The organism is Fibrisoma limi BUZ 3 (assembly GCF_000296815.2).
In the GTDB taxonomy this organism is placed as follows: Bacteria; Bacteroidota; Bacteroidia; order Cytophagales; family Spirosomataceae; genus Fibrisoma; species Fibrisoma limi.
In genome coordinates this window covers 469,491-495,923 of record NZ_CAIT01000004.1, presented here as the reverse complement: position 1 = coordinate 495,923, position 26,433 = coordinate 469,491, and the positions used below count along the sequence as shown (strand labels likewise).

The following is a 26,433-nucleotide window of genomic DNA, read 5'->3' as shown; positions in this document are numbered from 1 at the left end:
TATTTTTCAAACTTTTTGTTAAATTGTTTGAAAAATAAAATATCTTTGTTTCGCCAATGTGAAGTTGAAACGATGGAGACGAAAACAGAAGAGACAAAAACCGACCAAAAACGCCGGGCAATTCGCCAGGCAGCCGCCGACTGCTTTGCCCGCTACGGCTATGATAAAACAACGCTCGATGACATTGGTAAAGTGATCCGGCTTAACAAAGCATCGCTCTACTATTACTATAAAAACAAAGAGGAACTGTTCATCGATGTCGTGCTGCAGGAAAGCGCGGCTTTTATGACCGACCTGATGACCAAGGTCGCGACGATCGACGACCCAGCCGAACAAATCAGTACGTATCTGACCGAACGGCTGCGCTACTACAAGCAGGTGCTTAATCTGCACAGTCTGTCTATCGAAAATCTCCAGACACTGGAACCTCAGTTTGAACAGCTCTACACCAGTGTACTCCAGCAGGAACTGGATTTCCTCGAAACGCTGATGCGCAAGGCCATTCCGCCCAGCGAAGACGCCCGCCAATTGGCCAGTCTGCTGCTGAACGTAGCCGATGCGCTGAAGCACAAAGCCGTTCGCGACGCCGGATTTGGCCCCACACACGCGATTGATTACTCTGAGGTCGAACACGAAACACGATTGTTAACCAAACTCATCTTACAGGGAGTAAACGCATGAAAACCGTACTGATTACCGGAACCTCGTCGGGCATTGGCAAGGCCACCGCCCGCTACTTCGCCGAAAACGGCTGGAACGTAGCCGCCACCATGCGAACACCGGCTAAAGAAACCGAACTGACGAAACTGCCCAACGTCAAGCTGTTCCGCCTGGACGTAATGGATGCCGACAGCATTCGTCAGGCCATTGCCGATGCCCGGGCGGCTTTTGGTGGCATCGATGCTATTGTCAACAACGCCGGCTACGGCGCGGTCGGAGCGTTTGAGGCCGCTACACCGGAGCAGGTTCAGCGTCAGTTTGATACAAACGTCTTCGGCGTCATGAACGTAATCCGGGAGATTCTGCCCTATTTCCGCGAGAAACGCGACGGTACCATCATCAACGTAACGTCGATGGGTGGCCTGATTACCTTCCCGAGCTACAGCATCTACCACGGCACGAAATGGGCGGTTGAGGGATTTGCTGAAGCCCTGTCGTTTGAACTGCGCCCGTTCAACATCCGGGTCAAAAACGTAGAGCCGGGGGCAATTAAAACTGACTTCTATGATCGCTCGCAGGATGTCCTGAAAAAAGACGGACTGACTGCCTACGACGAGTACGTTCGGGTTACGCTCGCCAACACCCAGAAAGAGGGCGAGAACGCGCCGGGTCCAGAGGTAGTAGCCAAAACCATTTTCAAAGCCGCCAACGACCGCAGCTTCCGGCTGCGTTACGTAACGGGCAACAGCCAGACCGGCGCTCTGCTCACGGTGCGCCGACTGATTCCATTGTCGTGGTTCCACAATATCGTGCGTGGTGTCGTCGAGAAAGGCTACAAAGCACCAGCGATGAGCGTGGGGCAAGGGGCATAGGGTACAACGTCAGATTCACCTTTGCCCCTACCCCTCAGCCTCACACCTGCTACAATCCCAGATAATAATCATAGCCGCGCTCGGCCCAGAAATCGCGGGGGCGCGTATCGCTGAAAAAAATCCGGCCGATGCGTTTCAGGTTCTTAACGCCGTATTTATGCGGAATCAGCAACCGGACGGGTGCGCCATGCTGGTTGTTAATTGGCTCGCCGTTCAATTCGTAGGCCAGCAGTGTTTGCGGATGCATGGCGCTCTCCATGTCGATACCGACGTAGTAGCCTTTATCGGGCGTTTCCATACCAACGAATTTGTACAGATCGTCGGTATTGTCCGGGCTGGGCGCTTTGCCGCTTCGGGTACCGAGTTGGTAGCGTTCCATGAAATCCGAGAACCTGACCCCACTCCAGTGCTGAATCTGGCTCCAGCCTTCCACGCATTTGAAGTCATAAACCAGTTCCTGCCGGGGCAGCGCCTTTACATCGTCCATTGTCAGCAGCAGTGGTTCCTGTGGTTCTCCGTCACTGCCTTGTCGGTCAATCTGGAGTTTCCAGTCGTCCGGCAAAGGCGTCCGTAGCCCGTCGAAACCGTTTACGCGGGGAACACGGGCCGCGGCTTCGACCGGATACGTCCTGACCAGGTGGTTGTTGCTGAAATACGTACTGGCAATGTCCTCGTTTACATCGAGCATTTTCCGGAGCGGCTTGCGGATTCCGGCCAGGTTCGGGCTGTTCTGAATCCAGGAGTACACGCCTACCGGTACGACCGAGGCCAGGGCAAACCAGCCAAACGCTTTCAGGGTACGGCGACGGATCACTGACTCCGGCAGATCGCTCTCGGGCAAATCAGGCTCATTTGTCGTTTTCATGAAAGGGCGGGTTGAAAGGGAGTACTGTCGGGACGGGGTTCGGTAGGCTCAGGGTCGTCCGATGGACCGGGCTCGGGTGTAACGTCGGTCAGGGCCGGTCGATCAGGCTCACTCGGCTTAAGCACTTCAAATCCCGTAACCATCGACTGAAAGTTCTGCCAGCCCGCCCGGATCACCTGCCCGATATGAATGACGAAGAACAGGACGTAGCCCACCGTGAGCGCAAAATGAATAAGCCGGGCTGTTTTATAGCCACCCATGAGGGCCGTCAGCCAGTAAAACTGCGTGGGTTTATAAATCGCGTACCCGGTCAGTATTGAGCCTACACCCATCAGCATGATGGAGAAATAGGCGATCTTCTGCGCTCCGTTGTACTTGATAAACGGCGGTTGATCTTTGCGTAACCCCAGGTCATACAGCGTCACGTGAACGGCCTCCCGAAACGAATTTCGATTGGGAACCAGATGCCGCCATTCACCCGAAATGAACGTGTAGCCGACGTAGAGCAGACCATTCAGCAGAAAAATCCACATGAACACGAAATGCCACGCCATCCCCTCGGCCAGCCGACGCGACAGCTTCAGGGCCTTATAGAACCCGTCGGGGAAGAACGATACGAGTGTCCAGTCGCCAAGCTGAATCTTGTAGGGGTCGTAGGCCCAGTAGATCAGCAGGCCGCTCCAGATCATGATGCCCAGTACGGGAAAGTTGATCCAGTGAAACCAGCGGATGGCTAAGGGGTGCTTGTGTACGATGCGTCGCTTCATGGTATTGACCGGCAGGGTTTCTGACGAAACAATATACTGATTTAGTAACTACGTCGGTCCCAGGCTGGTTAGAATACCCGTTCAGCCGGCAATTTTTGGTGTTATTTATTCCGGCTTGCTTCTTCAGCGGCAATCTTCAGATCGGTGGCCGAAATCCCTTCGAGGGCCATGCCATAGCCAACCTGCTCCAGAAAATCACGTTTCAGGTTCTGCGTGAATACCGACCGCATGAAGCGCCGGGTCAGGTCCGGAATGGTCAGCAACTGACGAGCAATTTCATACGCCCGGTTCATCAAGGCAGCGCTGTCGGGAAGTACTTCGGCCACTAATCCAAGCTGCCGGGCTTCCTGAGCCGACAGTTTTTGCTGGGTGTAGAGAAAATACTTAGCGCGGTAATCGCCTAACGCTTTTGCCCAGACGGTCTGCACGCCATCGCCGGGAACGATACCAAACGTCAAATGCGGAAAGTCCTGGAAATAGGCGTTTTCGGAAGCAAGCAGCACGTCGGCCGTCAGTGCGTATTCGGAGTGAACCGTGGCCGGGCCGTTGATGGCAGCAATAACGGGTACGTTGATATCCACCAAGTTCTGCAACACTTTCTGTCCTTCCCACCAGGTGTTATACCATTCGCGCGGGTTAGTGATATCCCCAAGGCTCGGCCCATCGATTTGCGCAAACCACTCGTCGCCGGTGCCGGTCAGAATGACTACTTTGTTGGCCCGGTCTCGGCTGATCTGGAAGAACGCTTCGACAAATTCCGTATGATCTTTACCCGTGAAGACAATTGGCCCTCCGTTGGTTGTAAACCGGATTTCCAGAATGCCGTCGGTGGTGCGGCTTAGGTGCAGATGTTCGTATTTCGTAAAATAATCCGGTACACCAGTCTGTGTGGTGGGAGTTGTGGTATTCATCGTTGTGGTGATTTTACGTTCGTTGGAAGGTTGTTTACTCCTACCATCGGACGGCATTATACCGTCCGATGGTAGGCATTGAATACGTTAAGCCTCAACGGCCTGCAGTTCAGGCGCTACCGGGAAGTCAATGGCAATCTGGGTGATGTTGTGGAGGTAGTTCGCCAACACTTTATCGGCCACCAGCGAAATGAGATCGACCAGGGCCGCCTGATCATAGCCCAGCGCGAAGAAATGGTCGAGCAGCGCCGGCGATGGGTGCCCATGCGTCCGTTGGATCTCACCGGCCAGGTTCGTCAGTACGTTCAGTTTTTCGTCGGGATGGGTTCCGGCGCGTAGTTGCAGAATTTCGTCGTCGGAGAAGCCGTTCATCTTGCCCAGGGCCGTATGGGCGGACTGGCAATACCGGCAACCGTTTACCTCACTGACGGCCAAAAAGATAGCTTCGCGTTCTTTAGCCCGGAACGCGCCCTTGGCCTGTCCTTGCTGGAAACTCAGGTAATTGGCCAACGTAGCGGGTGAATGCCCAATGTACGCATAGAGATTAGGAGTAAATCCGAGCGCCTTCTCCAGGTTAGCGAACATAGCTGCGCTTTCCGGCTTCGCGGTTTCTTTTGTGGGGATCGTGTACTGTGCCATTGTCGTGGTTGTTTAATTGGTTGATTGACATGGCAAAGTTGCAGCCGCGATCGCCCGTAAGAAATGACGGCAATTCCCGGCTTGTTATCAATTCTTCCCGATCAGCGTCGCTTTGAGCTGCTCCTTGAACTCCGTAGGAGCCGCCCCGCTCTGTTTCTTGAAAAATCGGCTGAAATGGGCCACCTCCTCGAAGCCAAGTTCGTAGGCAATTTCTTTCGTCGATTTATCCGTGTACATCAGCAGCCGTTTGGCTTCGAGAGCAATACGGTTGTGGATAACCTGCAATGGATTTGGGAAGCGATAGAGGGCAAACAGGTTCGACAGGGTTTTGGGCGACTTATTCAGCAGATCGGCGTAGTCGCTCACGGCGTGCAGGTACCGGTAGTTATTTTCGACCAGCAGGTTAAAACGCCGGACAATATCAAAATCTTTCTCACTGACATCCGGCTCCAGGTACTGCTCCCTGGCCAACCGGGTCAGCTTAATGATCAGGCGCTTCACGAGCATCCGCAGCATCTCGCCCTGAATTGTATCTTTCGTCGAAAATTCGTCTTCAAATACGGCCAGGAGTGCCTCAAACTTTCGCTCTTCGACCGTATCCAGGCGCAAAAACATAACGTCCTTGACACCATAGAACAGAAACCCAATGCACGACACTTCTTTGTCGTGGTCAACAATACAATAAAACTCCCGATCAAACTGCCACGCTATTACGTTGGATGACTGATCAATCTGGAATGACTGGTTGACCATCAGGGGCAAAATGGACTGCGCTGGAAACAGGTACTCAACGCCATCAATGACGACAGGTGCGTCCGGCCCGGCGTTCCAGGCAATGGTCAGCAACCGTTCCTGGCGTACGGTCCGATCCCGAAAGAAAAACCGATCAATATGGGGCTCGTGGCGTTGCAGCCGAAGGGTCCCGCCTGTGTGTGAATCGTGGAATTCGTAACGCATACGTAGAATTATGACTACCGATTACTCAACTCTGTTGCAGGCGATTCGCCGGATCATCGCTCTCACGACAGAAGAAGAAGCTGTAGTATCGTCGTTGTTTGAGCCGATGATTTTGCCGACCGATGGCTATTTCCTCCAGGCTGGCGACGTTTGCCGGTATGCCGGCTTCGTTACGCAGGGCCTGCTCCGCTACTACATCCTCGACGATGGTGCCGAACACACCTACGACTTCTCACCCGAGCAAACGTTTGTGAGCAACTACGAAAGTTTCCTGACGCAGACACCCTCTACGCGTTTTATTCAGGCCATCGAACCGACCGCGCTGCTGGTTATCAACTACAACAACCTGCAACGGTTGTATAATTCCATCGGTGAAGGTCAGAAATTCGGGCGGCTGGTGGCTGAGCAACTATTTGTCGGCATCCTTCAGAAATTGACGTCATTCTACCAGGAAACGGCCGAAGAACGCTACGAAACCTTTATTCGCTCCTTTCCAACATTGCAGGAGCGCATTCCGCAGTACGTAATAGCGTCGTATGTCGGTATCAAACCCCAGTCGCTTAGCCGGATTCGGGCGGCCCGGGCCGGCAAATCGTATTAACTGATCTTCACCTGGGTGAATGCACCGGTAAGCGGTGCTGAAGACCTTTGCTTCGTCAAACTAACTCACAAACGACGATGCAAACGAACCAACTTTCTAGCTGGACCAAAGTAGTAGGCTACCTGTTCGGGGCCGGACTTGTGTTTATCGGCGGCCGATTCCTGCTCGCCCCTGAAGTTGCCGAACGTGGCTACGGCCTAATTTTCGACCAGCCGACCGATGCGTTTCACTACATCAAGGGTGTCCGGGATGTGTTCTCGGGATTGCTCTTCATTGTTTTCACGGCGGCAAACTGGCGGAAACCGCTCGCGGTGGTAGCCCTGGCAGGTTCTATAATCCCAATCGTTGATATGCTGATTGTCCTCAACGCGCCACTTGCCGTACCGGGTACCGAATGGATTCACGGCATTACGGTAGTGTCGTTGTGGGTGTATGGCTACTTCCTGCTACGCAACCAGCGCAGTACCCATCAGCCGCAACTTAAACAGGCAATACCCCACGGATAATGTCAGCAAAATCGACCCCACTAATCCTATCTGAGCCGTCGTTGACCAGTCGATGGCGGCCAGTACCATCGCGTTAATAGAAAGTTGCAGCAAGGCATATAAAGCCGATACCCGCAAATGAGGCCATTGCAGTCGGTGAACCAGCAGTTGAAACAGATGTAGCCGGTGGGCCTGAAAGATGTTCTGCCCGAGATACAGCCGGTGGAGGATCGTGAGCACGCTGTCAACGCCGTAGACCGCTAGGAGCAGAATGGGCAGGTACGTTTGGTAGTAGATGATAAACTGGTTCAGCATGTACAGGATAATCACGGCAATTGACACGCTGCCGACATCGCCCGCAAAGCAAACAGCCTTTCGCCGGGCGTTAAAATAGGTAAACACCAGCACCGAAGCCAGCACGAACGCAAAAAGTGAATCAGCCACCAGAACAGGCTGCTGAATCTGCCAGAACCACAGCGTCCCGACCGTAACGAGGCTGTAAAACGCCGTAATGCCATTGATCCCGTCCATGAAATTATACGCGTTCAGCGTACCGACACCCACGACCAGTACGATTACCCAAACCCAGGGTTCAATCGGCCATACGTTCGTTTCGCGCAGCAGTAACGCTACCGCAACAAACTGCACGCCAATTCGGTAGCGATTGGGTAACGTATACAGATCGTCCAGGAAACTGACGACGGCTGCCAGCGTGAGCCCCAGGAAGAAGTACGGAAACGCAAACTGGCTGTACACAAAAGCGCCCAATGCGGCAATCCAGAACAAAATCCCTCCACCGCGGATCGTGAGGGCGGTGTGCGAACTACGCTCGTTGGGCTTATCGACAATCCGGAACCGCTCGGCTACCTGGAGGTAAAGCAGCTCGGTACCAAACAGCACAGTTGTGATGAACAGGTAGAAGGTAAATGTCATACGAACAAGTCTAGTACAGGTCGGGGATTCCAGTTCAGCCGTTGGCGGGCCGCCTGATCCGAAAAGGTCAGCGAACTCGTCAATTTACGTAAAGCGATGGAATCGAGCGGAAACTTTCGCCCAATTAAGGCATTGACGCCATCGCCGGCGCGGGCTACTGCTTTGGCCAGTCCAACCGGAACAGCCATGACTCTTTTTCGGCCAACGTACTGAGCAATCATCTCATCGAGCTCCCGAACGCTGGGATGGCACCCATCCGTCAGGTTAAAAATACCACCGATGGCTGCCGCCCGTGGTATGATAGTCGCAATGTCGTCGGCCCGGACCATGCTCCGCCGGGCGGCCCCATCGCCCAGCCGGACGTAGTAGCCGCGCCGGATGGCAGTCATCAGCGCAGCCATGTTGCCGGAAGGTTCTTCGGCCAGTACCAGCGGCAGGCGCAGGATGGCGCTCCGAACTCCAGTACGTTGCCCCCACGCCTGGACCAGAGTTTCGGCCTTGATCTTACTGAGCCCATACACACCGTTGTCCCGTAAAGCCGTTTCTTCCGTAAGCCAGTACCCTTCATCACGGCCGTAGACCAGCACGGTACTGATGTGCACAATGGCCTCTGGCAGCGATGGCAGGCGTTCAAGAGCGGCCAGCAATCGGGCCGTGCCCTGAACATTCACCTGCTCGTACTCGGCCAGTTCCTGCCGGTTGCGGGGAACCGAATGGGCTTTCCCGGCCGCATGAACGACGTAGTCAAACTGTTGCTGTGGCAGCTTGGGCACTTCGGCTGCCAGATCGCAAGAAATATGCCGATGTCCCACTTGTTGCCTCCCTACGGTCGTAACCAGGTGGTCAACACTCAGCCCACGGTAAATGTGGCTTCCCAGGAAGCCCGATGCCCCAGTTAGCAGGACGTTCATACAGCGGTTGGTGATAAGGTTTTCGTGTGAAGTTTCGTCAGGATTTGCCGAGCCATTTGCTGCATAATAGTCCTGCGACCAAACTGCGCCGTAAATTCTGTCCTTAATTGACTTTTGTACGAATTTTCGCGCAATAATCGCACCATTGTTACCGTATCACCGGGCGAGAATAACATACTATTGGGTATATGTTCCCGTATGAACCGAGCTGCGTAACCAGCCACGCCCGCTATGATGGGTTTGTCAGTAGCGCCGTATTCGAACAGCTTCGACGGCAGTACGCGCTCAAACGCAACCAGATCATTCAGGTGTACGAACAGGTAGTCGGCCGCCTGATACTCGGCAATAAGCACGGCACGACTAATCGGCCGACGAAGTTCTACGTTGGAAACACCCTCCTGCTCAATGGCGGCTTCCAGTTTGCTTTTAGCGCCACCGTCGCCAATAACGATAAAGCGATATCCATCGCCAAGAGCCCGGGCGGCCTGAGGGATGACTTTATGCAGCCCCTGTCCTTCGCCGATGTTACCGGCATACAGCACCATTCGAACACCTGTAGGGGTTCGGTCGGTTGGCAACCAGTTTATAAATTCGTCATCAATGCCATTGGTATAAAAACTGTACGTCGCCTGCCCAAAGCGCTTAAAATACGGGAGAAACCCTTCGGATACCAGATTGATGTGGGTAGCATACCCGAACGTATAGCGTTCCACACCCCACAATACAGGACTCAGCATGGCCCGCAGCAGCGGATTCCTGAGCATTTCCAGAATTGTCTCCCGGAACAGATCCCGGATGTCCAGAAACAGCGGAGCGCGTCGTTTTCGGGCCAGACCAGCGCCCAGAAAGGCCGTAAACAACCGCGACGACGAGGCAAACACCAGATCGTATGACCGGCCACGAGTCAGTCGCTGGGCTTGCCGGTAATAGGTCAGGAACGAACGAATCTGATCAGCGAGACCGCTGGCATGGGTTGGTACCGTGATGCGATCAATTGTTATGTTTCCGCGCCGTTCATGATCGGGAGCCTTGGCGCTGAACGACTGGTACCGATTCGGTTGGGTCGTAACGACGTGGATGGAATCGTCAGGACTGAGTTGATTAGCCAGTTCGGCAACCAGCGCCGTATTCCGGAATGACCCGGCACACAGATCCGGCTCAAAGTAAAAGGTTAGGTACAGAATCGTCATGGTGTGATGGTTACGGTGGTTTGCAAAGAGCCGGTAAACAGAACAACCAGGCAGCGGGCCGGCTGAAGGCGATTGAAACCCGCAGCCATGGCATAGGGCCGGGTTGTTACTTCGCCAACGGCCTCACCCTGAAATGTGATTTGTATGGGGCCGATCTTAACGCCCCTGACCTGCACATCGACTGCCCAGCGAGGGTGGATGTAGAAGCGAGCCACACCGGTTTTTGTCCCGTAACCGGTTAATTGATCAGAAATGACAAACTGATCGTGAATTGGCATCTGCCAGCTTCGCTGATGGGTCAGGCCCAGTCGACGGTAACCGTTGTGCCGGGCTATCAGGCTGGTGTCGGTATCATCAAGCAAAGTAACCCGCGCCCGCCGACCGACCCGAAACCCACTCCAGACTTCGGATGAATTGGGCGATTCATCCGAGGCAAGTTGCGGGGTAACGGTGTTGTGTGCCCGTGTGCTACGTTCCCATTGCCGCTGATCACCAAGCTGGTAGGTCGACGTACCGGGATCAACCAGCACGGGCAACCCATCAACGTACAGAATGAACGAGAAGGTATCGGCATGGGCATGACCCGGCTGATGATCGGGTCCGACAGCGCCGACATCGACAAAGAGTTCGTGTCGACCCTGGCGGATCAATCGGTATCCGCTTTCGCCCAGCTTTACAGAGGCAGTCGAAACGCCAGTCAGTTCTGCTTTTCGCCGAAGTTGCGCGGTAGAAGGGGCAATTCCCTCAGCAGCATCATTGACCATCGGCACGCTACCGTCTGAGAAGGTAACAGCCTCCAGCCAGCCTAGCATCAACGCAGCCTTCTGATTCAGGAATACAGCAAAGGTCGGATCGCCATGCCAGGGGTCGGCCCCAACGGCCAGACACACGTCCAGTAACCGATCGAGCAGGATCTGGTGGTACATAGGGCTCCGTTCGTCGTGCCCACCGTCGGTTAGAACCTGCGCTGTTAGCTCCTGCCGTACGAGTGTGGCTGCGGTCTGGAACCAGATTCGCTTCTGGAAAAACAACGCAGCGATCAGCAACGCAAAGCCGTTTTCGAGCAGATGATTACCGGCCAGATGGTATTCCAGCCGCCCCCGTAGCAACGATACCTGCGCGTAAAGATGGGACTGAACAAGCTCGTCCTGAATCTGGTGCCGCGATAGAAACTGAACCCAGTTCATGATGCGCAGGGAGGTGGGATACGGCTCTAACCCATCGGTGATCCGATCGGTCTGGTTAATAAAGCTGCGGATCATCGCCAGCCCGATACCCGGCGGTACGTCTGGCTGGTTCAGGCAGTCGAAGTACGTCAGATTATACGTCCAGAGTTTGCCATTAGCCGCATAATTCCAGTCAATCTGACCGGGATCATCCCAGACAACCGTCTGGTTCAGGAACGAGAACGCCTGTCCTTTACGGGAAACAGGTTTATCGGCAGTAGGTACGCGAAGCCAGTAGGCAGCCGGTACCATTGCCGGCAACCGTACTACGGACGCTGGCCGTAGCCGGTTCCAGACCTGGTAGATAACCTGCTGTACCCGTAAATGTCGTACCGTCCGCCAGAGTAATGCGCATCGGCGTATCATACGGCCAGTTGGGTTTCGGATCGAGATACGCTTATTTCCTCAACAGCCACCCACCGGCCCTCGCGCAGACTCCGTAAGGCAGCCAGGGTCGCTTGTGTCGTGTTAACGATGTCAGCAAATGGTATCAGGGGTTCGCCACCCGTTCGTACCTGCTCGACCAACCGCCGGAACTGCTCTTTATGGCCTTTATTCTGGCGGGTTTTCAGCCCGGAGAAACGCCTGAATCCATACCCTTTCAGGCTCCGGAAATTGTCGAGTATCAGCGTTCGCTCCTGCGCGTACACCTCAACCCGTTCTTTGGCGTAGGCTTTACTTCCGTTGGCAAAGTAATTGACCACGCCCGTTGACCCGTTCTCGTACCGTAGCAGCAACGAGGCCGAATCAACCGTTTCAGACGGTCGGCTCCCCATCGCATTCATACAAACGGCCGCAACCCGGCTGCCGGTCAGAAACGTAATGAGGTCAACGAAATGACAGGCTTCACCCAGCAGTCGCCCCCCGCCCACGGCGCGGTCGTGTACCCAGGCACTGGCCGGGATGAACCCTGCATTCATGGTAGCAACTACGTTCATCGGCACATCGGCCGACCGTATGCCACCGAGCATCGCTTTCATACGCTGCACGTGTGGGGCAAACCGACGATTGAATCCTACCAGCACTGTCCGGCCGCTTTCCTGCTGGGCCGCCACAACATCGGGCAGTTCCTCGTCAAAAATGACCAGCGGTTTTTCGACGAACACGTGCTTTCCGGCCCGAAGAGCTTCGCTTGTCATGCGGGCGTGGCTGTTGTGCCGGGTTGTGATGACGACAATATCGACTTCGGGATGGCGAATAACCTGCTGGTAGTCGGTGGTGCTTTCGGCAATCGCAAACTTTTTTGCCAGCAACGTCCCATTGAGCCCACCGGCACTGGCAATAATGCGAAGGGCCGCCCCCGTAGGTTGCAGCGCGGGAAGCAAGGTGGCCCCCGTGAAGTTACCCGCCCCAATGATCCCTATTACCGGCGTTTTCTGCCCAGCCCCGAGCCCGACGTATCGGTGTTCGGGCAGAGAGACCGTAGTACGTAGCTCGATCGATTCGGGATAACGAAGCAGCGATGCAATGGAACGCGACCGGCCAATCCGGTCGTAAATCTGCCGGTAATCGGTCAGCGGCACAACGTCCGTGATTAGCGGCTTTACGTCCAGTTGCCCCGTCGACAGCAATTGTAGAATGGTCTGGAAATTACGGTTCTCAGTCCAGCGGACAAACGGCAGCGGATAATCGTGCCCCTGCTGTTCATAGACGTCATCGTAGCGACCCGGCCCGTAGGAGCACGACACCTGAAACGTCAGTTCCTTTTCGTAGAACTCCGCCCGGTTCAGGGTTAGCCCCACAACGCCCACCAGCACCAGCCGTCCCCGTTTTCGGCTCATCCGGGCCGCCTGCGAGATCAGTTCATCGTTGCCCGTGGACGCTGTCAGCAGAACGCCGTCGGCCCCAATGCCGTTCGTCTGCGCCATAACGTAGCTGACTACGTCCGTTCCATCGGTCACCTGAACGGTCTGTATACCTTTATCGCGAGCCAGTTGCACTTTAGTCTCGTCAAGGTCGACGCCGATGACACGGCAGCCGTTAAGCCGCAGCAAATCGGCCGTTAACAGACCGATTAGCCCCAGGCCGATCACAACCACCGTTTCACCCAACGTAGGATTCAGGAGCCGAATGCCCTGTAGCCCAATGGCACCGATGACTGTAAAGGCGGCTTCGTCGTCGCTCACCCCGTCGGGAATCTGAGCAACCAGATGTCGGGGTACGCAAACGACTTCGGCATGTGGTCCATTGGAGGCTACCCGGTCGCCCGGTCGTATGTCCAGTACGCCCTCCCCCACCGCAATCACCTCCCCTACGTTGCAGTAACCGAGTGGTAGCGGCTGATCGAGCTTTCGGAATACGGCTTCCAATGTCGGTACGAGTCCATCGGTCCGAATTTTGTCGAGCACCTGTTTTACCTTGTCGGGCTGCTGCCGCGCCTTGGCAATCAGGCTCGCTTTCCCGAACTCAACGAGCATGCGTTCGGTACCGAGCGACACCAGGCTCCGGCGGGTACGGATCAGCACCTGCCCCCTTCGAACCTGCGGGGCCGGTACGTCTTCCAGAACGGTTTCGCCGGTTTTAAGATTCTGTACCAGTTGTTTCATGCGGCCCCGGCGAGAACAGTGTCAAACGACTTCCTGCTTAGGCTTAGCACATCGGCAATTCGTTCGGCAGCCTTCCCATCCCACAATGGAGGAATGACACCGGGCTTCGAACGTCCCGACAGAATGTCCGCTACGTGTTGCTGTACCGTCGCAGGATTCAGATCGGCCAGTAGCTGATTCGTTCCCAACTCGACCGTCACCGGGCGTTCGGTACTGTCGCGGAAAGTCAGGCAGGGCACTTGCAGAAAAGTCGTTTCCTCCTGAATGCCACCCGAATCAGTAATCACGATGGCTGCGTGTTCCATCAGGTTCAGAAACTCCAGATACCCCTGCGGCTCCAGAAGATGGATGTTAGCCAGGCTATCCAGCCGATCCATCAACCCAAAACGGACCAGATTTGCCTGGGTGCGTGGATGGATGGGAAACACGACCGTTTTACGGCGGGCCGTATCTTCGGCAATCCGGACGATGTTTCGCAGACCCGCTTCGTGGTCTACATTCGCCGGTCGATGCATCGTCATAATAACGTACTGCCCCGGCGTCAGACCCAGTGCGCCAACGGTATTCAACTCATTGGCTTTTATCTGGTAATGCAGCAGCGAGTCGATCATGACGTTCCCGACAAAACGAACCCTGGCGTCGTCTATACCTTCACGCCGAAGATTATCAAGTCCGGCCTGCTCCGTCACGAACAGCAAGTCAGCCAAATGATCGGTCATTATGCGGTTGATCTCCTCCGGCATTCGGCGGTCGCCGGAGCGCAGCCCGGCTTCGACATGGGCAACCGGTACACCGAGTCGTACGGCCACCAGCGCACACGCGACGGTCGACGTAACGTCGCCGACAACCAGCACCAGATCAGGCCGTTCGGCGGTCATGATCTCCTCGAACCGAAGCATGATGTCGGCCGTCTGCCGGGTTTGCGTCCCGCCCCCGATGCCGAGGTAATAATCAGGTGCAGGCAACTCGAGCTGCCCAAAAAAGACGTCGCTCATGCGGGCGTCGTAGTGCTGTCCCGTATGTACAATCAGGGACTGAAAGCCCGGTTGTCGCCCGAACGCTCGGTGCAGGGGCGCTACTTTCATGAAGTTAGGCCGGGCCCCTACAATATTCAGAATTTTCATAGATACGGTGGGTAACAGAACTTATCGCTTCTGGTACACGCCCACGAACAAGTTATTGGCGTACGGGCGCGGCAGAACGAATTTTACAAAGCGGGACACGGGATCGTAACTGGAGAAATAAGCCGTTTCAATATGATCGAAGCCCATTTTTCGCAGTAACAGATTGAATTTTAACTCGCTCGACAGATTCCGGATGTGGGCAAAATAGCGCGGTCGCCCCGTCAGTGCGAACAGCACCCGCTCCAGTCGACGGTACAGACTCCGTTCGTTGGGCATGGAAACGATCAGCAGGCCCGTCGGCCGAAGCAGTTCGTGGGCCTGTGTGATCATGGCCGTCATGTCCTCGATGTATTCCAGCAGGCTGGACGCAATGATAACGTCCTGCACGGGGTAATCGCCCGGCGATACCAGCGGCAACGGCTCCACTACGTAGCGTACGTTGGCAGTCAACGTCTTCTGTCGGCACAGGCTGATCATTTCCGCCGATCCGTCGATACCCGTGACCGTACAGCCCCGATCGGCGAGGTAACTGCTGAAAATCCCTGACCCACAGCCCAAATCCAGCACCCTATCGGTCGATTTGACGTAGCGGCCAAACAACTTCGTCCAGACCCGAAACCGCTCCTGAAACCCCGGCGACTGCCGGTAACGCTCATCAAAGGCCTCGGCAATGTCCGAATGAAAATCAACGGCGTTCATGGGCGGCTCAGGATAGATTGCGATTCAGAACAGAGCGCCCGGAGCGATTCTAATCCCATCTGCACCACCGTCGGCCAGTCGGGCAGTTGCATCGACCGTTGCTGCCCCCGGTCGATGTTTCGCTGCATCCGGAACGGATTGCTGAACCCGGCATGAATGGTATTCAGAACATCCTCGGCCGACAGCGGATCAAAATAATAGGCGCAGTCTCCGCATATCTCCTCCGAAAAATCCCGACGGGAAGTAAAAATCGGTAGCCCAAAGTGCATGGCATCGACATAGGTAGCCGTAAATGATTCGAGCAGGGTCGGCAGCACCAGCCCATCTACCTGCTGATGCAGGGAGGCAATGCCCGTAGCCGGCACATGCCCAATGTTCATCAGCACATCGCTCAGTTTCAGCCGTTCAATCCGCTTCAGCAGCCGGCGAGCCTTGCGGTGCTGGGTCGATTCGATGGTCAGCAGCAGCCGATACGGCATGTTTCGATCGCGAATCAATTGGGCTACGTCCACCAAAATCTCCATATTCTTATGTGGGTAATAACGCGACAAACACATCAGGTAGCGAACGCCCGGCTGCTTCACGAACGGAAGTGAGTATGTAGTCTGACTGCGCAACGTAGTGTACGCATTCGGCATCAGCGAGATAGTGGGCAGATCAGGATATACCCGCCGGATGCGCTGCCGGATGGTCTCCGTTTGTACCAGCAGTACATCTGTGTACCGGATTCGCCGGCTGAACACTCGGTTCCGCATCCATACATTCAGCTTCCCAAACAGGTCCAGCCGCTTCCAGATTTCGACCTCATCGGGGTAAGCCGGATGCGGATAGTGCAGCAATACGGCTTGTCGATGAGCCACGGGCGTAGCAAAGTTGCCCATCGTGAACACGACATCGGGCTGGATGCGGTCAATCAGCGACGGCACCCAATGGTAGTCGATGTACAGGCGCGATACCCAGTAGCCTGAACCTTTGGGCAGAACGTACAGGTGTATGGCATCGGTCGCCAGGGCTTCGTAACCGCATTGACGCGGAGCCGCTACATATACCTGGAGGTCGTCCGGTTTGAGCGTTGAAATGCCTTTCAGGAAGTTCAGGGCCACGTTTAGCCCTCCCGCCGACGACAAATTGACGGCGTTAATAAACAGCTTCATGATGAACGGATAGTACGGTGGGAACGGCAGCCTGCCGCATCCGGCGGCCAATCAGCCACAGCGGAATGAACAGGTATACGTAGTGATCAACAAATTGCGGAAAATAGCCGCGGGTAATGAGCTGGAACAAGGCCAGCGAAAACACAATCTGTTTACTAAATCCCAGGGGCGTAGCGGCCGGATTTCGCCGGACGAACTGGTTAATCCAGAGCCCCATCACAAACGGCAATAGCCAGAAGCCCAGCCAACCGAAACCGGCGTAGAAAGCCCCGTAATGCAGGGTAGCCTCACCAATCCGCAGCCACTCGCGGGGTAGCTCCAGCGACCGGTCCAGTACGTCGAGGTAGGGCGATGGATACGGCTTCTCACCCCCCGGAAACAATTGCCGGGGCACCACGCGAACCAGTACGTACCCAAACATCGACAGACCATAATCGTGGGGCGTTTCCGGATTTTCGTCGTAATACCGAAGCATGTTGAAGTCGGCCAGCGAACCCCGGGTTTGTTCAAAAAACATCGAGTAATCGTATTGGGTCGGGTCGATGGTCATGTCGTCGTACTGGCCGCTGATGAAGTACCACCGATTGTGCGTAATCGTCGAGATGAAATAAAAAATCAGCAGGCCAACCATCGTCCATCGCTTCAGATGCAGGGTCAAATCGCCCTGTAGCATGTACACCAGCACCAACCCCAGAATGGTCAGAATTAAGCGGTAGCGAAATCCAAGCAGGGCAAACAGCACAAACGCCGGCACGAGCAGCACGATCAGCTTCGGGAAGCTGCCCCGCAGGTAAGCATACAGAACAATTGTCGTGATGATGGAGTCGGCGAAGGCACGGAAATAGTACGTATTGCTGGCGCTCTGCGACGCAAACAGATTTTGGTCGGAGCTACCAAGCAGCACCGCCAGCGGATTGACCCCGCTGATGACGACATCGGCCAGTACGATGACCATGAACAACCCGTATAACCCAACGACGAACCGGCGCAGGGAAGCCAGCGTATCCGTAGCCAATGATGAATTATTACTTGATTCGGGTAGCCCCCGGCTAACAAACCCCAGCACAAAACAGCCGTTCGCGATCAGGTAGGCCAGCATACCCGGTTCAAAATACGCCCGGATGTTTTTTCCCACAAATCGGAACATGCCCAGATCGCCCGTTACGGTTTCACGGCCATTGAGGTAATAGTAAAAAGGCGTTAGTAAGCAGTAGACGACCAGCAACCCCAGGCAAACAGCGAACGGAATCACGTACCGCGCTCCCTGGTGTCGCACGTATCGAATACCGACAATGAGAATCAGCGCATTGAGCAGCGTATAGATCCAGATCATAAGCTCATATCCTGTTGAATGACCTGAAACATGAGCCGGGCGTAATGTGCCGAACTGGTCTGCTCCCGAAAGGCCCGGTTGTAGCGAGCCAGTTCGTCCCGTAGCGCTGGTTCGTCGGCTATCCGACCTATGGCAGTCCGAAAGGCGGCTACGTCGTCGGGTGGGCAGACGAAGCCGTTCAGCCCATGCCGAACCCATTCGCGGGTGGCTCCCACGGCATCGCTGCTGATAATGGGTAAGCCCGCAGCAATGGCTTCGTTGATCACTACGCCCCAGCCATCGTAGCGCGACGCAAACACGAACGCATCTGCCTGCTGAAAGAGCGTAGGCAACGTATTGGTATCAGCAAATCCCAGCAGTTCAATTCGCGGGTCGTCGCCAATGAGTTGCTCCAGCGCCGGTCGCCCAGGGCCCTCCCCCACGATCTGCAAGCGAAGCGTAGCATAGTGCGGCTCGTTCAGCGCCCGAACCGCCCGGATCAACGTATCCATACCTTTCCGGGGAATCAACGCCCCCGACGACAGCAGCCTAACCAGTCCATCGCTGGCAACCGGTCGTTGGCCTTCCTGAATAAACGGCTCGATGGCAACGGAGTAAGGCACAACTGTTTTGGGCAGGTCCACGCCAAACGTGGTGTAGGTATCGGCGGCTTCCTGACCAATGGCAAATACCCGAACGCAGGCGTAACGTAGCGGCCAAAGCAAGAGCCGCTTGATAATAGCTCGCCAGCCGGACGGTCTCCCGGCCAGGCGTTCGCCGAAAAAAGCGACTTTCCTGCCCCGCCAGCGAGCCAGCAACATCGCCACTACAGCATTCGGTATCCAGTACCCACCACCCACAATGACGTAGTCGGCCGGGTCGTTCAGAACGGTTCGAAAAATGCGCCAACTGAAATGATAATCTTTCAGCCAACGTTGCAGAAAGCAGGCCAGGCGGCTATCCCGTAGCCAGTGAATGGCGTAAGGCCGGGATTGCTGATCGACGACCCACTGTCGGCCACGCTCCGTGGTGGCGTAGTACACTACCGTCAGCTCGACGTAGGCTGCCAGCGCCGAAAAAAAGTCTTCCTGGTACGGCGTCGGGATGTTGGTATAAAAACTGAGTTTAGGCTTCATAAGGCGGGGTTTGGTTGAGAAGCCGTAGCGTGTAGATATACCTCCGTAACGCCACGCCGAAAACGCTCCCACGTAAACGACCGTGCCTGTTGGGCCGCCAGTTGCCCCATAGCAAACCAGTCGTTCGGGTTCCGAATGGCTTCTTCCAGTTGGGCGGCAATGGCTTCGGGACTGCGGATGGGTACCAGATACCCGTGTTCGCCTTCGGTCAGTACGTCGGGGCCGCAGGTATTAGCCGTTGTAATCACCGGCAAACCAGCGGCCATGGCCTCCAGAATGACATGCCCAAAGCCCTCGGCCAGCGACGGCAGCACAAACACGTGGCTTTGGTGTAACTCCTGAACCAGCCGGGTTGTCGAGATGGCATATTGAACGTTGATGGCTACATCCCGATACTCTGCGAGAAGGGTATAGTCAACGTAGCCCCGTCCGCAAATGACCACTTCTATGTGTCGGCTGTTTAACAGTCTGACTGCCTGTAGCAGATCGGCCAGGCCCTTTCGCTGGTTCATCCGACCCACAAACACGACCCGAAACGGCCGGGCTTTGGGCGAAGTGGTCCGGGCGGGAAATGCCCTCGTGTCAACTCCATAAGGCACCACCCGGATTCGATCGGCCGCGACTCCATTCTCAATCAACGATGTCCGTGTAAACTGGCTGGCCGTTACGCACAACGTGGCCAGCAGCGGTTCCTCGGCCAGAGCGTGTAGTTGATCAGGTGGCAGTTGGAACTCCTCCTCATCGCGTATGGACTGAGCCGCGAAGGGCAGCCGCTCTATTTCCCCAGCCAGCAGGTGCCGAATGGCCATTGGGTGAGGATGCAGTTGAAACAGAATACGGTGACGCTGGCTACGGTCCGCAATCGCCCGCCAGAATGCTTCGTGACCGTAATAGCTGTATAGAAACAGGTTACTATCCGTTCGTCTGGCAACCTCATAGGCCGTTCGGCTCAGGCAATGATCGATGGCAAAGGTATCGGACGAATTGAGCAACCGGGAACGAACCGTGCGGTACAAAGCACCTCTCGAAAGCTTGACCGCCGATGTAGGCAAACCCTGACAATATCGTTTCTGGGCCTGCCTCGGTGCCACCGCATACAGCCAGTCGGGTGCATATGCTTCAGTAACCAACCGCTCCAGCAAGCCCGCTTCGTACAGGGCCAGACTGAGCTGGTAGTAATCGCGGGCACCGGCATGAGCCGTTACGCACCGGGTAGTTGCTGCCTGCTTCGTTGTCATGGCTCCATCTCCTTTGCTACGCTGTTCGTGGGTCGGTGTAGTTGTTTTACCTGCCTTATCCAGCCAAAATCGGTTATTATGCTTTGGAATAGCTCCTTCATTCGCTCCCCTTCCAGCAGCCGCAGACTTTGCCGAAGCACTACCCAGACCAGAATGGCATCCGCCACCACAAAGCCCGCAGCAAGTCCAACCAACCCCCAGTGGGGCATCAGTACTGCGCCCAACCCTAACGCGCCGAGACTACCGATCAGAAACGACAGCGCGATGGACTGGTGCCGGTTAACGGCGATGAGTGTCGTAGCGCTGGTGTTCCAGCAGGTGTAGAGCAACGTAGCCAGCAGCATGAACGTAAAAAGGGGTTGTTCGGCCTGCACGGCACCTTGCGTCCAGTAGTGCAGGATAGGGCCGCCCATCAGTTCCAGTCCGGCAATGGCTCCAACCGCCAGCCAGAGGGTAAGCTGGCAGGCCCTTCGGTGGAGGTCGATTGCCGTGTGCGTATACCCCTGCGAAATTGCCAGTGTGAACTCGGGCCAGATGGAGAACGTAACCACCCCGACAAGTTGCCGAATGGCGTTATTGAGCGTCCGGAGGGTATTGTACACCACTACATGAACTGGTGTCAGCAGAGCGCCGATCAGCAGTATACTCCCCTGTAGTACTGCGGCATTCGCCAGCGCAAACACCAGAAACGACACGGAGGGCGACACCAGTTCCCGGATTACCGGCCATTCTACATAGCGCGGATGAATCTGCTTAACCCACGAAAACCGTCGGCGACAGTCGACCGACATGCCTAGTAAACTAACCCCGCGCACCAGGGCGTAGGCTATAGCCACTCGATGTGCCTCTCCTCCCAGCAACACAAGCAGCGCCATTATCAGGAATTCTACCAGCCGGGTTGCGGTAATCCACAACCGTCCGGTAGCATAACGCCCTTCTGCCCGGTACACACCGCTCAGGAGTTCCTGCTGAAGACACAAAACAACGTATAACATCAGCGCAATCAACGTCCAGGCACTCTCTTCCTCCGTAATGAGCCGGATACGCAGCCATTGCTGATACGGTACCGCCGACAGCAGGGTATAAAGACCGGTTGTGGACAGTAAGCTCAGGTAACCCACCGCCACCAGACCACTGCTCAGCAGTACAATGGTTCGTCGGTACGCTTGCTGGGCGGCACTGACGGCCAATTCATTGGACACCGCAGCAACTAGACCAACATCGCTCAACGTCAGGTACGACGGTACAGTGAACAGCAACAGCCATTCGCCATAGTAGGCGGCTCCCCAATAATGAAGCAGCAGGGGTACACTGATCAACTGAATAAGCAATGTAGTAGCCTGTCCAACTGCGTTGGCGGCCATCGCACGAAGTATACGGTGTATCAAGCAGCGAGTCGGTTAAGGGTTACAGGCGCCAGTATTCTACCCCATCGTCCTCACGTACCGCATACATTCCTTTCAAATCCAGCAAAATAGGCTGGCCGTTCATCAACTCCTTAAAGTAGCTAATATCCAGCGCCTTGTACTCGTCATGGCAAACCGCGGCAATCACCGCATCGTATTTGTTCGATGGGCCGTCCATCAGCGTCAGGTTGTATTCGTGCGCCACTTCATTAGGCGACGCGTGTGGGTCAACCAGGTGTACGTTGATGGAGTATTTCATAAGCTCGCGCACCAGTTCGGCGACCTTCGAATTGCGGATGTCGGCAATATTCTCCTTGAAAGTCAGCCCCATAACCAGCACTTTGGTCTGCCGGGGATTCTTATCCTTTTTCAGCAGCATCTGCAGCAGCTTCGTGGCGATGTAGGCTGGCATACCGTCGTTGATACGTCGGCCGCTGTTGATCACCTGCGGATCGTAGCCCAGTTGACGGGCTTTGTAGAGCAGGTAATACGGGTCAATTCCGATGCAGTGTCCCCCGACCAGCCCGGGGGTAAACTTTAAAAAATTCCACTTCGTACCGGCGGCCTTGATCACCTCCTGCGTATCAATGCCCATCTTGTCGAAGATGATCGCCAGTTCGTTCATCAGCGAGATGTTCAGGTCACGTTGGGTATTCTCAATGACCTTGGCCGCTTCGGCTACCTTGATGCTCGGCGCTTTGTAGACACCGGCTTTAATGATGCTGCCGTAGACAGCCGCGATCTGCTCCAGAGCCTCGGCATCGCTCCCCGAGACTACCTTTTTGATCGTGGTCAATGTTCGTTTTTTATCCCCCGGACTGATGCGCTCCGGCGAGTAGCCGATCTTGAAATCCCGACCGAGCGTCAGCTCGGACTGTTCCTCCAGAAACGGCAGGCAATCATCTTCCGTGCAGCCGGGATAGACTGTCGATTCATAGACAACGTAATCGCCGGGTTTGAGCGCCTTCCCAATCATTTCCGATGCCCGCTGCAATGGTTTCAGATTGGGTACCTTGTAGTCATCCACGGGTGTCGGTACGGCTACTACAAAAAAATTTGCCTGCTTCAGATCATCCGGATCGGACGTAAACAGAATGTCTTTATCGCAAAACATGGCTGACTCCAGTTCGCGGGACGGGTCTTCGCCCTGTTTCATCATGGCGATTCGGTCGGCGTTGATGTCAAAACCGATGACGCGGAAATGCCGGGCAAATTCCAGCGCGATCGGCAACCCGACGTAGCCAAGGCCAACAACGGCAATCCGTTTCTGTTTCTGAAGCAATTCTTCGTACATGGTGGGATTCAAGTGAGTATACGTAGTGTTAAGTCAATAAATAATCGCAATCATGCCAGACAGCGTAGCTCAGGACGCCATCAATAGTTTTAGGCGTTCCACAAGGTTCAGCTTTATTACCAGCACGAGCAAACTGCCGACGGCAAGGCCAACCAGGGTATACAACAGCAGCATCACCGTTCGTTTGGGCGATACCCGAATCAGTGGTACTCTGGCTGGTTCGAGCACCTTGAATACCGGCGTACGTTCCTGCACTTTAAGTTTAGCCTGCTCATACTGCCGGGCCAGTTCGGTATAAACTGTCTGCGCAATGGACAGTTCAGCTTCCCGACGCTGTTTGTCCATTGTAGCGGCCTGTACCACCATGTAACGATGCTGATCGTTGTATTCAAAAACGCCCTTCTGCGCATTCTGGTACCGTCGGCGGGCTTCGCTCAGTCGATCGGCGTAAAATTGCAGATCCTGCCGGGCTTTTTCGGTCCGGTAGCTCGTTACATACTGCGTCAGGTAGTCCATCGCCAGTTGAGCAACCCCGGCAGCTACATTCGCATCGGGCATCTTTGCCGAAATAGTAATAATTCCCGACCGCGTATCCAGCTTAGCCGACACCCGCTTCTGCACCTCCTCCGCCAGATCCTGCTGCTGCCGGGTCAGTTCCACCGGCTGACCGGGGGTGTTTTTCACCAAACGCTGTGATTCTTCGTTTCGGGCAAGAAACTTTCCAACGGACCAGCTTTTGTGGCTATCTAAAAAACTGGCCACTGTTTGTTGCTGCCCGGTTCGGGTACGTACGGGTCGATCGAGCAGGTACAGAATGAAGGGAGTACTCTGCAATACGTTTGGGTATAGGTCAGGGCGTACGGCATCAACACCTTCCGTTTCGGCCATATCGATCCCGGCAAACCCCGCCACGGATGCCAACCGCTTGAACACGTCGTTGGAGCTGCTGTTCATCTCAGGCATGATTTTAGCCTCCGACACAAACTCCGGTGTAGCCATCAGGGCCACACCAACTCCTGCCAGCCCAAACAGCAGGGCAACGAGCAATACCCGCACCCGGTTCTGCAACAGTATCCGGATCACTTCACCGGCCGACAAGGTAAAGCCGGTTTGTCGGCCAGCGTGCGATGCGTTCATGATCGGCTCCATCATCGGTTCGTAATAACGCGGATAGCGGTTAAAATTACTGTCGATGCGGTGGCAATGACCGTCAGTACCGCCAGGCGTTCGCTGGCTGATAACTTAGTCTGATCTTTAGGCGGCCGGGCGGGTACAACCAGTTCCATACCCGCTTCCGGCGCCGGATAGTTCCGAATGCCGAGCCACGAACGCGTCGGCCTGACTTTTCCGTTGGCTCCGACTACATAAACCTTTCGTTTTGAAGCTTTTGCCGTAAAGCCACCGGCCTCATTGACGTACTCCCGAAACGACTTGGCTGGATCGTATTCCACCGTGGCTGGATTAACAACCTCCCCCCGAATGCGAACAAGTTCGGTCTGCCGCGGCACGGTCAGTACATCGCCGTCTTCCAGCAACAGATTACTCACGTCGTCGGGGTTGGTCAAAATGCGCTTCAGATCGAGCGAAACCAGTTCGCCTTTCCGTGAAAAGCGCGTAGCCGGTAAATATGCCCCCGCTTTAAGCCCGCCCGACCGCGTAATCAGATCGGAAATACGTTCGTTTCGATCACGGATAGCGTACGTACCCGGATATACGACTTCACCAGCGATGGCGGCTCCTTTCTGTGCTTCGTAGCGGGACGACAGGCGGACAAACACCTGATCAAAGGGTTGCAGAGTCAACCGGGCATCGTTAGGGGCCAGGCTCAGATGCTGGTCGATAGAAAACGCAATGAGCTGGACATTCTGGTTCGTGGGGATACCCGTTGTATCGCCGTTAATACGTCGGGCAATTTCCATCCGCGACGAAATTGCCCCTTCCGAAAAGCCACCAGCCAGCACGACCAAGTTCGCGACGGTCATGCTGTCTACGTAATCAAACGAACCACCTCGATTGACCGCTCCCTGAATGCTGACGGTACGTTTGGTACGCAGGTCGCCCACGGCTGTAATCTGTACGACATCTTCAGGCTGTAACGGTACGTCGGCGGTTTCGCCCCGCAGCAACCGCCCCAGATCAACCGAGATGACTTCCGGGTCCAGGTTCTCACGGAGCCGGCGAATGGTAGCCCGGTTGAGAAAAGCATCTTCGCGCAACCCTTCGGCGGTTTTAATCAGGTGCTTCAGCGTTGTGTTTTTCTCCAGCGCATAATCGCCCGGCCGAAAGACAGCACCCATGATGGATACTTTGTTCGCCACTCGCTCCAACACGGCCCCAACCGTGTATCGATCGCCCGACTTTGGTAAAAACTGACCAAACTCAGCCGGTATAATAGTAATTAATTGCTGTTCTGTGGGCGTATTCCGTCGCAACGTAATTGATGCCGTATAGGCTTTGTCGGTGAAGCTCCCAGCAAACGCCAGTACGTGCAGCAGCGTTTCGCTCTGCCGAACTTCGTACAGACCAGTCTGTTTTACCTCGCCCGTCAACTCGACACGGGTACCGTAGTGATCGACGAAAATGATGTCCTGATCGAGCAGTCGGATGTTATCTTTCTGGTCAGCGCGCAGGAGAAAGTCGTAGACATCGAGCGTGCGGACGAGCCGGTTGTTGCGGTACACCCGAATGTTGCGAAATGAGCCACGATCCGCGGCCGGGCCACCGGCTGCGTAAAGGGCATTAAACACCGTAGCCAGCGACGACAGCGTGTACGTTCCCGGCCGCACGACCTGCCCCAGCAGAGTTACCTTGATGCTCCGCACACTCCCCAGCGTCACCTGCGCGAAGATACCGCTTGTCGCGGTGTTCAGACCGGCATACAAGGTCCGAAGCCGGCTTATGATGCGCTGCTCGGCCTGTTCGATGGTCAGGCCGTTGACGTAAATCGGGCTTAGGTTTTCAATGCGAATACTCCCTTCGGGGCTGACTTTCGGGCGGTAGGTCTGCTGGGCATTGCCGTACACATCGACAATAAGTTCATCTTCAGGGCCAACCTGGTAGTTACGTGGCGTTGGAATCCGTAGATTCGGTTCAAAGGAAAGGTTGGCATTGGTGAAGAGAGAAGCTCCAAATACGGCCGAGGCCGCTGACACCGGCGGTGGTGCGGGGGTTGATGGCTGCTCCCGAACCACGTTACTTTCAGCAGGTTTGGACGGCTCAGTTTTGACCTGCCCAATCCGTTGCCGCATTTTGCTGATATCGGCCGATGTAAATCCGCGCGTCTGCGCCAACTGCTCAACCTGCGCTTCCGACAGACCACTAGCCTGGGCCTGCTGCACAAACTGTTGGATCTGCTCATCGGTCAGATTATCTACCTTCTGCGCCCAGGATAGGGAAAGCGGTACCAGTAGACACGACAGGATAAGCCGGCCAAGCGGTAAAAATGTTTTCACTAAGTATTTTTACAAAGTTACGGTGACTGTTCCAGCGATAGAGCAGCGCGCAAAT

General features: G+C 55.3%; 24 protein-coding genes. 4 read left to right on the top strand and 20 right to left on the bottom strand.

The genetic code is table 11. The features are described from left to right. Nucleotides 1–72 precede the first annotated feature (72 nt). Together BN8_RS02535 and BN8_RS02530 are read left to right on the top strand one after the other, a co-directional pair. Nucleotides 73–681 carry a TetR/AcrR family transcriptional regulator gene (locus BN8_RS02535; RefSeq protein ID WP_009280215.1) on the top strand — a complete coding sequence of 203 codons (609 nt, stop codon included), beginning with the start codon at nucleotides 73–75 and terminating at the stop codon, nucleotides 679–681. Then, nucleotides 678–1,532: an SDR family oxidoreductase gene (locus tag BN8_RS02530; protein WP_009280214.1), complete on the top strand. Its 855-nt coding sequence runs from the start codon at nucleotides 678–680 to the stop codon at nucleotides 1,530–1,532. Before BN8_RS02535 ends, BN8_RS02530 begins: the two co-directional genes overlap by 4 nt. Nucleotides 1,533–1,581: 49 nt before the next feature. On the opposite strand, the gene BN8_RS02525 is transcribed toward BN8_RS02530, so the two are convergent. The 5 genes from BN8_RS02525 to BN8_RS02505 all read right to left on the bottom strand — a co-directional run bounded on the left by BN8_RS02525 (nucleotide 1,582) and on the right by BN8_RS02505 (nucleotide 5,671). Then, nucleotides 1,582–2,397 carry a molybdopterin-dependent oxidoreductase gene (locus tag BN8_RS02525; RefSeq protein ID WP_009280213.1) on the bottom strand — a complete coding sequence of 272 codons (816 nt, stop codon included), beginning with the start codon at nucleotides 2,395–2,397 and terminating at the stop codon, nucleotides 1,582–1,584. Further along, nucleotides 2,394–3,164: a cytochrome b/b6 domain-containing protein gene (locus BN8_RS02520; protein WP_009280212.1), complete on the bottom strand. Its 771-nt coding sequence runs from the start codon at nucleotides 3,162–3,164 to the stop codon at nucleotides 2,394–2,396. Before BN8_RS02520 ends, BN8_RS02525 begins: the two co-directional genes overlap by 4 nt. A gap of 101 nt (nucleotides 3,165–3,265) precedes the next feature. Beyond that, entirely contained in the window at nucleotides 3,266–4,075 is an 810-nt protein-coding gene (locus tag BN8_RS02515; RefSeq protein WP_040005271.1) for an enoyl-CoA hydratase/isomerase family protein, read from the bottom strand. Nucleotides 4,076–4,162: 87 nt separating this feature from the next. Next, nucleotides 4,163–4,714 (bottom strand): carboxymuconolactone decarboxylase family protein, encoded by a 552-nt coding sequence (locus BN8_RS02510; protein WP_009280210.1) that lies wholly within the window; start codon nucleotides 4,712–4,714, stop codon nucleotides 4,163–4,165. A gap of 87 nt (nucleotides 4,715–4,801) precedes the next feature. After that, nucleotides 4,802–5,671 (bottom strand): AraC family transcriptional regulator, encoded by an 870-nt coding sequence (locus BN8_RS02505; protein WP_009280209.1) that lies wholly within the window; start codon nucleotides 5,669–5,671, stop codon nucleotides 4,802–4,804. Between the two features lie 10 nt (nucleotides 5,672–5,681). Between BN8_RS02505 and BN8_RS02500 the strand changes: the two genes are divergently transcribed. Continuing rightward, nucleotides 5,682–6,272, top strand: a complete 591-nt coding sequence (locus BN8_RS02500) for a Crp/Fnr family transcriptional regulator (protein ID WP_009280208.1) — start codon at nucleotides 5,682–5,684, stop codon at nucleotides 6,270–6,272. Between the two features lie 77 nt (nucleotides 6,273–6,349). Then, complete coding sequence (locus BN8_RS32280; protein WP_009280207.1) at nucleotides 6,350–6,778, top strand: DUF4267 domain-containing protein; 429 nt, start codon at nucleotides 6,350–6,352, stop codon at nucleotides 6,776–6,778. On the opposite strand, the gene BN8_RS02490 is transcribed toward BN8_RS32280, so the two are convergent. The 15 genes from BN8_RS02490 to BN8_RS02420 form a co-directional block, all read right to left on the bottom strand. Further along, on the bottom strand, nucleotides 6,719–7,690 hold the full coding sequence (locus BN8_RS02490) for an MraY family glycosyltransferase (RefSeq protein WP_009280206.1): 972 nt from the start codon (nucleotides 7,688–7,690) through the stop codon (nucleotides 6,719–6,721). The two genes, BN8_RS32280 and BN8_RS02490, sit on opposite strands and share 60 nt — an antisense overlap. Next, nucleotides 7,687–8,601 (bottom strand): NAD-dependent epimerase/dehydratase family protein, encoded by a 915-nt coding sequence (locus BN8_RS02485; protein ID WP_009280205.1) that lies wholly within the window; start codon nucleotides 8,599–8,601, stop codon nucleotides 7,687–7,689. Before BN8_RS02485 ends, BN8_RS02490 begins: the two co-directional genes overlap by 4 nt. Further along, entirely contained in the window at nucleotides 8,598–9,791 is a 1,194-nt protein-coding gene (locus tag BN8_RS02480) for a glycosyltransferase family 4 protein (protein ID WP_009280204.1), read from the bottom strand. Before BN8_RS02480 ends, BN8_RS02485 begins: the two co-directional genes overlap by 4 nt. Further along, nucleotides 9,788–11,383, bottom strand: a complete 1,596-nt coding sequence (locus BN8_RS02475) for an alginate lyase family protein (RefSeq protein ID WP_009280203.1) — start codon at nucleotides 11,381–11,383, stop codon at nucleotides 9,788–9,790. Before BN8_RS02475 ends, BN8_RS02480 begins: the two co-directional genes overlap by 4 nt. Next, a complete protein-coding gene (locus BN8_RS02470; RefSeq protein ID WP_009280202.1) occupies nucleotides 11,380–13,563 on the bottom strand; it encodes a bi-domain-containing oxidoreductase in 2,184 nt (727 codons plus the stop codon). The genes BN8_RS02475 and BN8_RS02470 overlap by 4 nt, the downstream gene beginning before the upstream one ends. Next, a complete protein-coding gene (wecB, locus tag BN8_RS02465) occupies nucleotides 13,560–14,687 on the bottom strand; it encodes a non-hydrolyzing UDP-N-acetylglucosamine 2-epimerase (RefSeq protein WP_009280201.1) in 1,128 nt (375 codons plus the stop codon). The genes BN8_RS02470 and wecB overlap by 4 nt, the downstream gene beginning before the upstream one ends. Before the next feature lie 21 nt (nucleotides 14,688–14,708). Then, nucleotides 14,709–15,386, bottom strand: a complete 678-nt coding sequence (locus BN8_RS02460) for a class I SAM-dependent methyltransferase (protein WP_009280200.1) — start codon at nucleotides 15,384–15,386, stop codon at nucleotides 14,709–14,711. Continuing rightward, nucleotides 15,383–16,540, bottom strand: a complete 1,158-nt coding sequence (locus tag BN8_RS02455) for a glycosyltransferase (RefSeq protein ID WP_009280199.1) — start codon at nucleotides 16,538–16,540, stop codon at nucleotides 15,383–15,385. The genes BN8_RS02460 and BN8_RS02455 overlap by 4 nt, the downstream gene beginning before the upstream one ends. Further along, complete coding sequence (locus BN8_RS02450; protein WP_040005269.1) at nucleotides 16,524–17,873, bottom strand: hypothetical protein; 1,350 nt, start codon at nucleotides 17,871–17,873, stop codon at nucleotides 16,524–16,526. Before BN8_RS02450 ends, BN8_RS02455 begins: the two co-directional genes overlap by 17 nt. After that, a complete protein-coding gene (locus BN8_RS02445; protein WP_009280197.1) occupies nucleotides 17,870–18,988 on the bottom strand; it encodes a glycosyltransferase family 4 protein in 1,119 nt (372 codons plus the stop codon). The genes BN8_RS02450 and BN8_RS02445 overlap by 4 nt, the downstream gene beginning before the upstream one ends. Further along, nucleotides 18,985–20,226 (bottom strand): glycosyltransferase family 4 protein, encoded by a 1,242-nt coding sequence (locus BN8_RS31485; RefSeq protein ID WP_009280196.1) that lies wholly within the window; start codon nucleotides 20,224–20,226, stop codon nucleotides 18,985–18,987. Before BN8_RS31485 ends, BN8_RS02445 begins: the two co-directional genes overlap by 4 nt. Then, nucleotides 20,223–21,590, bottom strand: a complete 1,368-nt coding sequence (locus tag BN8_RS02435; protein ID WP_009280195.1) for a lipopolysaccharide biosynthesis protein — start codon at nucleotides 21,588–21,590, stop codon at nucleotides 20,223–20,225. Before BN8_RS02435 ends, BN8_RS31485 begins: the two co-directional genes overlap by 4 nt. A 43-nt stretch (nucleotides 21,591–21,633) precedes the next feature. Continuing rightward, nucleotides 21,634–22,926, bottom strand: coding sequence for a nucleotide sugar dehydrogenase (locus tag BN8_RS02430; protein ID WP_009280194.1), 1,293 nt, complete (start codon nucleotides 22,924–22,926; stop codon nucleotides 21,634–21,636). Nucleotides 22,927–22,995: 69 nt separating this feature from the next. After that, the gene (locus BN8_RS02425) at nucleotides 22,996–24,078 is read right to left on the bottom strand and encodes a Wzz/FepE/Etk N-terminal domain-containing protein (RefSeq protein ID WP_229367644.1); all 1,083 of its coding nucleotides are present in this window, start codon (nucleotides 24,076–24,078) and stop codon (nucleotides 22,996–22,998) included. Then, on the bottom strand, nucleotides 24,075–26,378 hold the full coding sequence (locus BN8_RS02420; RefSeq protein WP_009280192.1) for an SLBB domain-containing protein: 2,304 nt from the start codon (nucleotides 26,376–26,378) through the stop codon (nucleotides 24,075–24,077). Before BN8_RS02420 ends, BN8_RS02425 begins: the two co-directional genes overlap by 4 nt. Between the last annotated feature and the right edge of the window lie 55 nt (nucleotides 26,379–26,433).

Excerpts from the sequence above, each read along its gene's own strand:
- BN8_RS02535 (WP_009280215.1), top strand. The coding sequence starts at position 73 with ATGGAGACGAAAACAGAAGAGACAAAAACCGACCAAAAACGCCGGGCA.
- BN8_RS02530 (WP_009280214.1), top strand. The coding sequence starts at position 678 with ATGAAAACCGTACTGATTACCGGAACCTCGTCGGGCATTGGCAAGGCC.
- BN8_RS02525 (WP_009280213.1), bottom strand. The coding sequence starts at position 2,397 with ATGAAAACGACAAATGAGCCTGATTTGCCCGAGAGCGATCTGCCGGAG.
- BN8_RS02520 (WP_009280212.1), bottom strand. The coding sequence starts at position 3,164 with ATGAAGCGACGCATCGTACACAAGCACCCCTTAGCCATCCGCTGGTTT.
- BN8_RS02515 (WP_040005271.1), bottom strand. The coding sequence starts at position 4,075 with ATGAATACCACAACTCCCACCACACAGACTGGTGTACCGGATTATTTT.
- BN8_RS02510 (WP_009280210.1), bottom strand. The coding sequence starts at position 4,714 with ATGGCACAGTACACGATCCCCACAAAAGAAACCGCGAAGCCGGAAAGC.
- BN8_RS02505 (WP_009280209.1), bottom strand. The coding sequence starts at position 5,671 with ATGCGTTACGAATTCCACGATTCACACACAGGCGGGACCCTTCGGCTG.
- BN8_RS02500 (WP_009280208.1), top strand. The coding sequence starts at position 5,682 with ATGACTACCGATTACTCAACTCTGTTGCAGGCGATTCGCCGGATCATC.
- BN8_RS32280 (WP_009280207.1), top strand. The coding sequence starts at position 6,350 with ATGCAAACGAACCAACTTTCTAGCTGGACCAAAGTAGTAGGCTACCTG.
- BN8_RS02490 (WP_009280206.1), bottom strand. The coding sequence starts at position 7,690 with ATGACATTTACCTTCTACCTGTTCATCACAACTGTGCTGTTTGGTACC.
- BN8_RS02485 (WP_009280205.1), bottom strand. The coding sequence starts at position 8,601 with ATGAACGTCCTGCTAACTGGGGCATCGGGCTTCCTGGGAAGCCACATT.
- BN8_RS02480 (WP_009280204.1), bottom strand. The coding sequence starts at position 9,791 with ATGACGATTCTGTACCTAACCTTTTACTTTGAGCCGGATCTGTGTGCC.
- BN8_RS02475 (WP_009280203.1), bottom strand. The coding sequence starts at position 11,383 with ATGATACGCCGATGCGCATTACTCTGGCGGACGGTACGACATTTACGG.
- BN8_RS02470 (WP_009280202.1), bottom strand. The coding sequence starts at position 13,563 with ATGAAACAACTGGTACAGAATCTTAAAACCGGCGAAACCGTTCTGGAA.
- wecB (WP_009280201.1), bottom strand. The coding sequence starts at position 14,687 with ATGAAAATTCTGAATATTGTAGGGGCCCGGCCTAACTTCATGAAAGTA.
- BN8_RS02460 (WP_009280200.1), bottom strand. The coding sequence starts at position 15,386 with ATGAACGCCGTTGATTTTCATTCGGACATTGCCGAGGCCTTTGATGAG.
- BN8_RS02455 (WP_009280199.1), bottom strand. The coding sequence starts at position 16,540 with ATGAAGCTGTTTATTAACGCCGTCAATTTGTCGTCGGCGGGAGGGCTA.
- BN8_RS02450 (WP_040005269.1), bottom strand. The coding sequence starts at position 17,873 with ATGATCTGGATCTATACGCTGCTCAATGCGCTGATTCTCATTGTCGGT.
- BN8_RS02445 (WP_009280197.1), bottom strand. The coding sequence starts at position 18,988 with ATGAAGCCTAAACTCAGTTTTTATACCAACATCCCGACGCCGTACCAG.
- BN8_RS31485 (WP_009280196.1), bottom strand. The coding sequence starts at position 20,226 with ATGACAACGAAGCAGGCAGCAACTACCCGGTGCGTAACGGCTCATGCC.
- BN8_RS02435 (WP_009280195.1), bottom strand. The coding sequence starts at position 21,590 with ATGGCCGCCAACGCAGTTGGACAGGCTACTACATTGCTTATTCAGTTG.
- BN8_RS02430 (WP_009280194.1), bottom strand. The coding sequence starts at position 22,926 with ATGTACGAAGAATTGCTTCAGAAACAGAAACGGATTGCCGTTGTTGGC.
- BN8_RS02425 (WP_229367644.1), bottom strand. The coding sequence starts at position 24,078 with ATGATGGAGCCGATCATGAACGCATCGCACGCTGGCCGACAAACCGGC.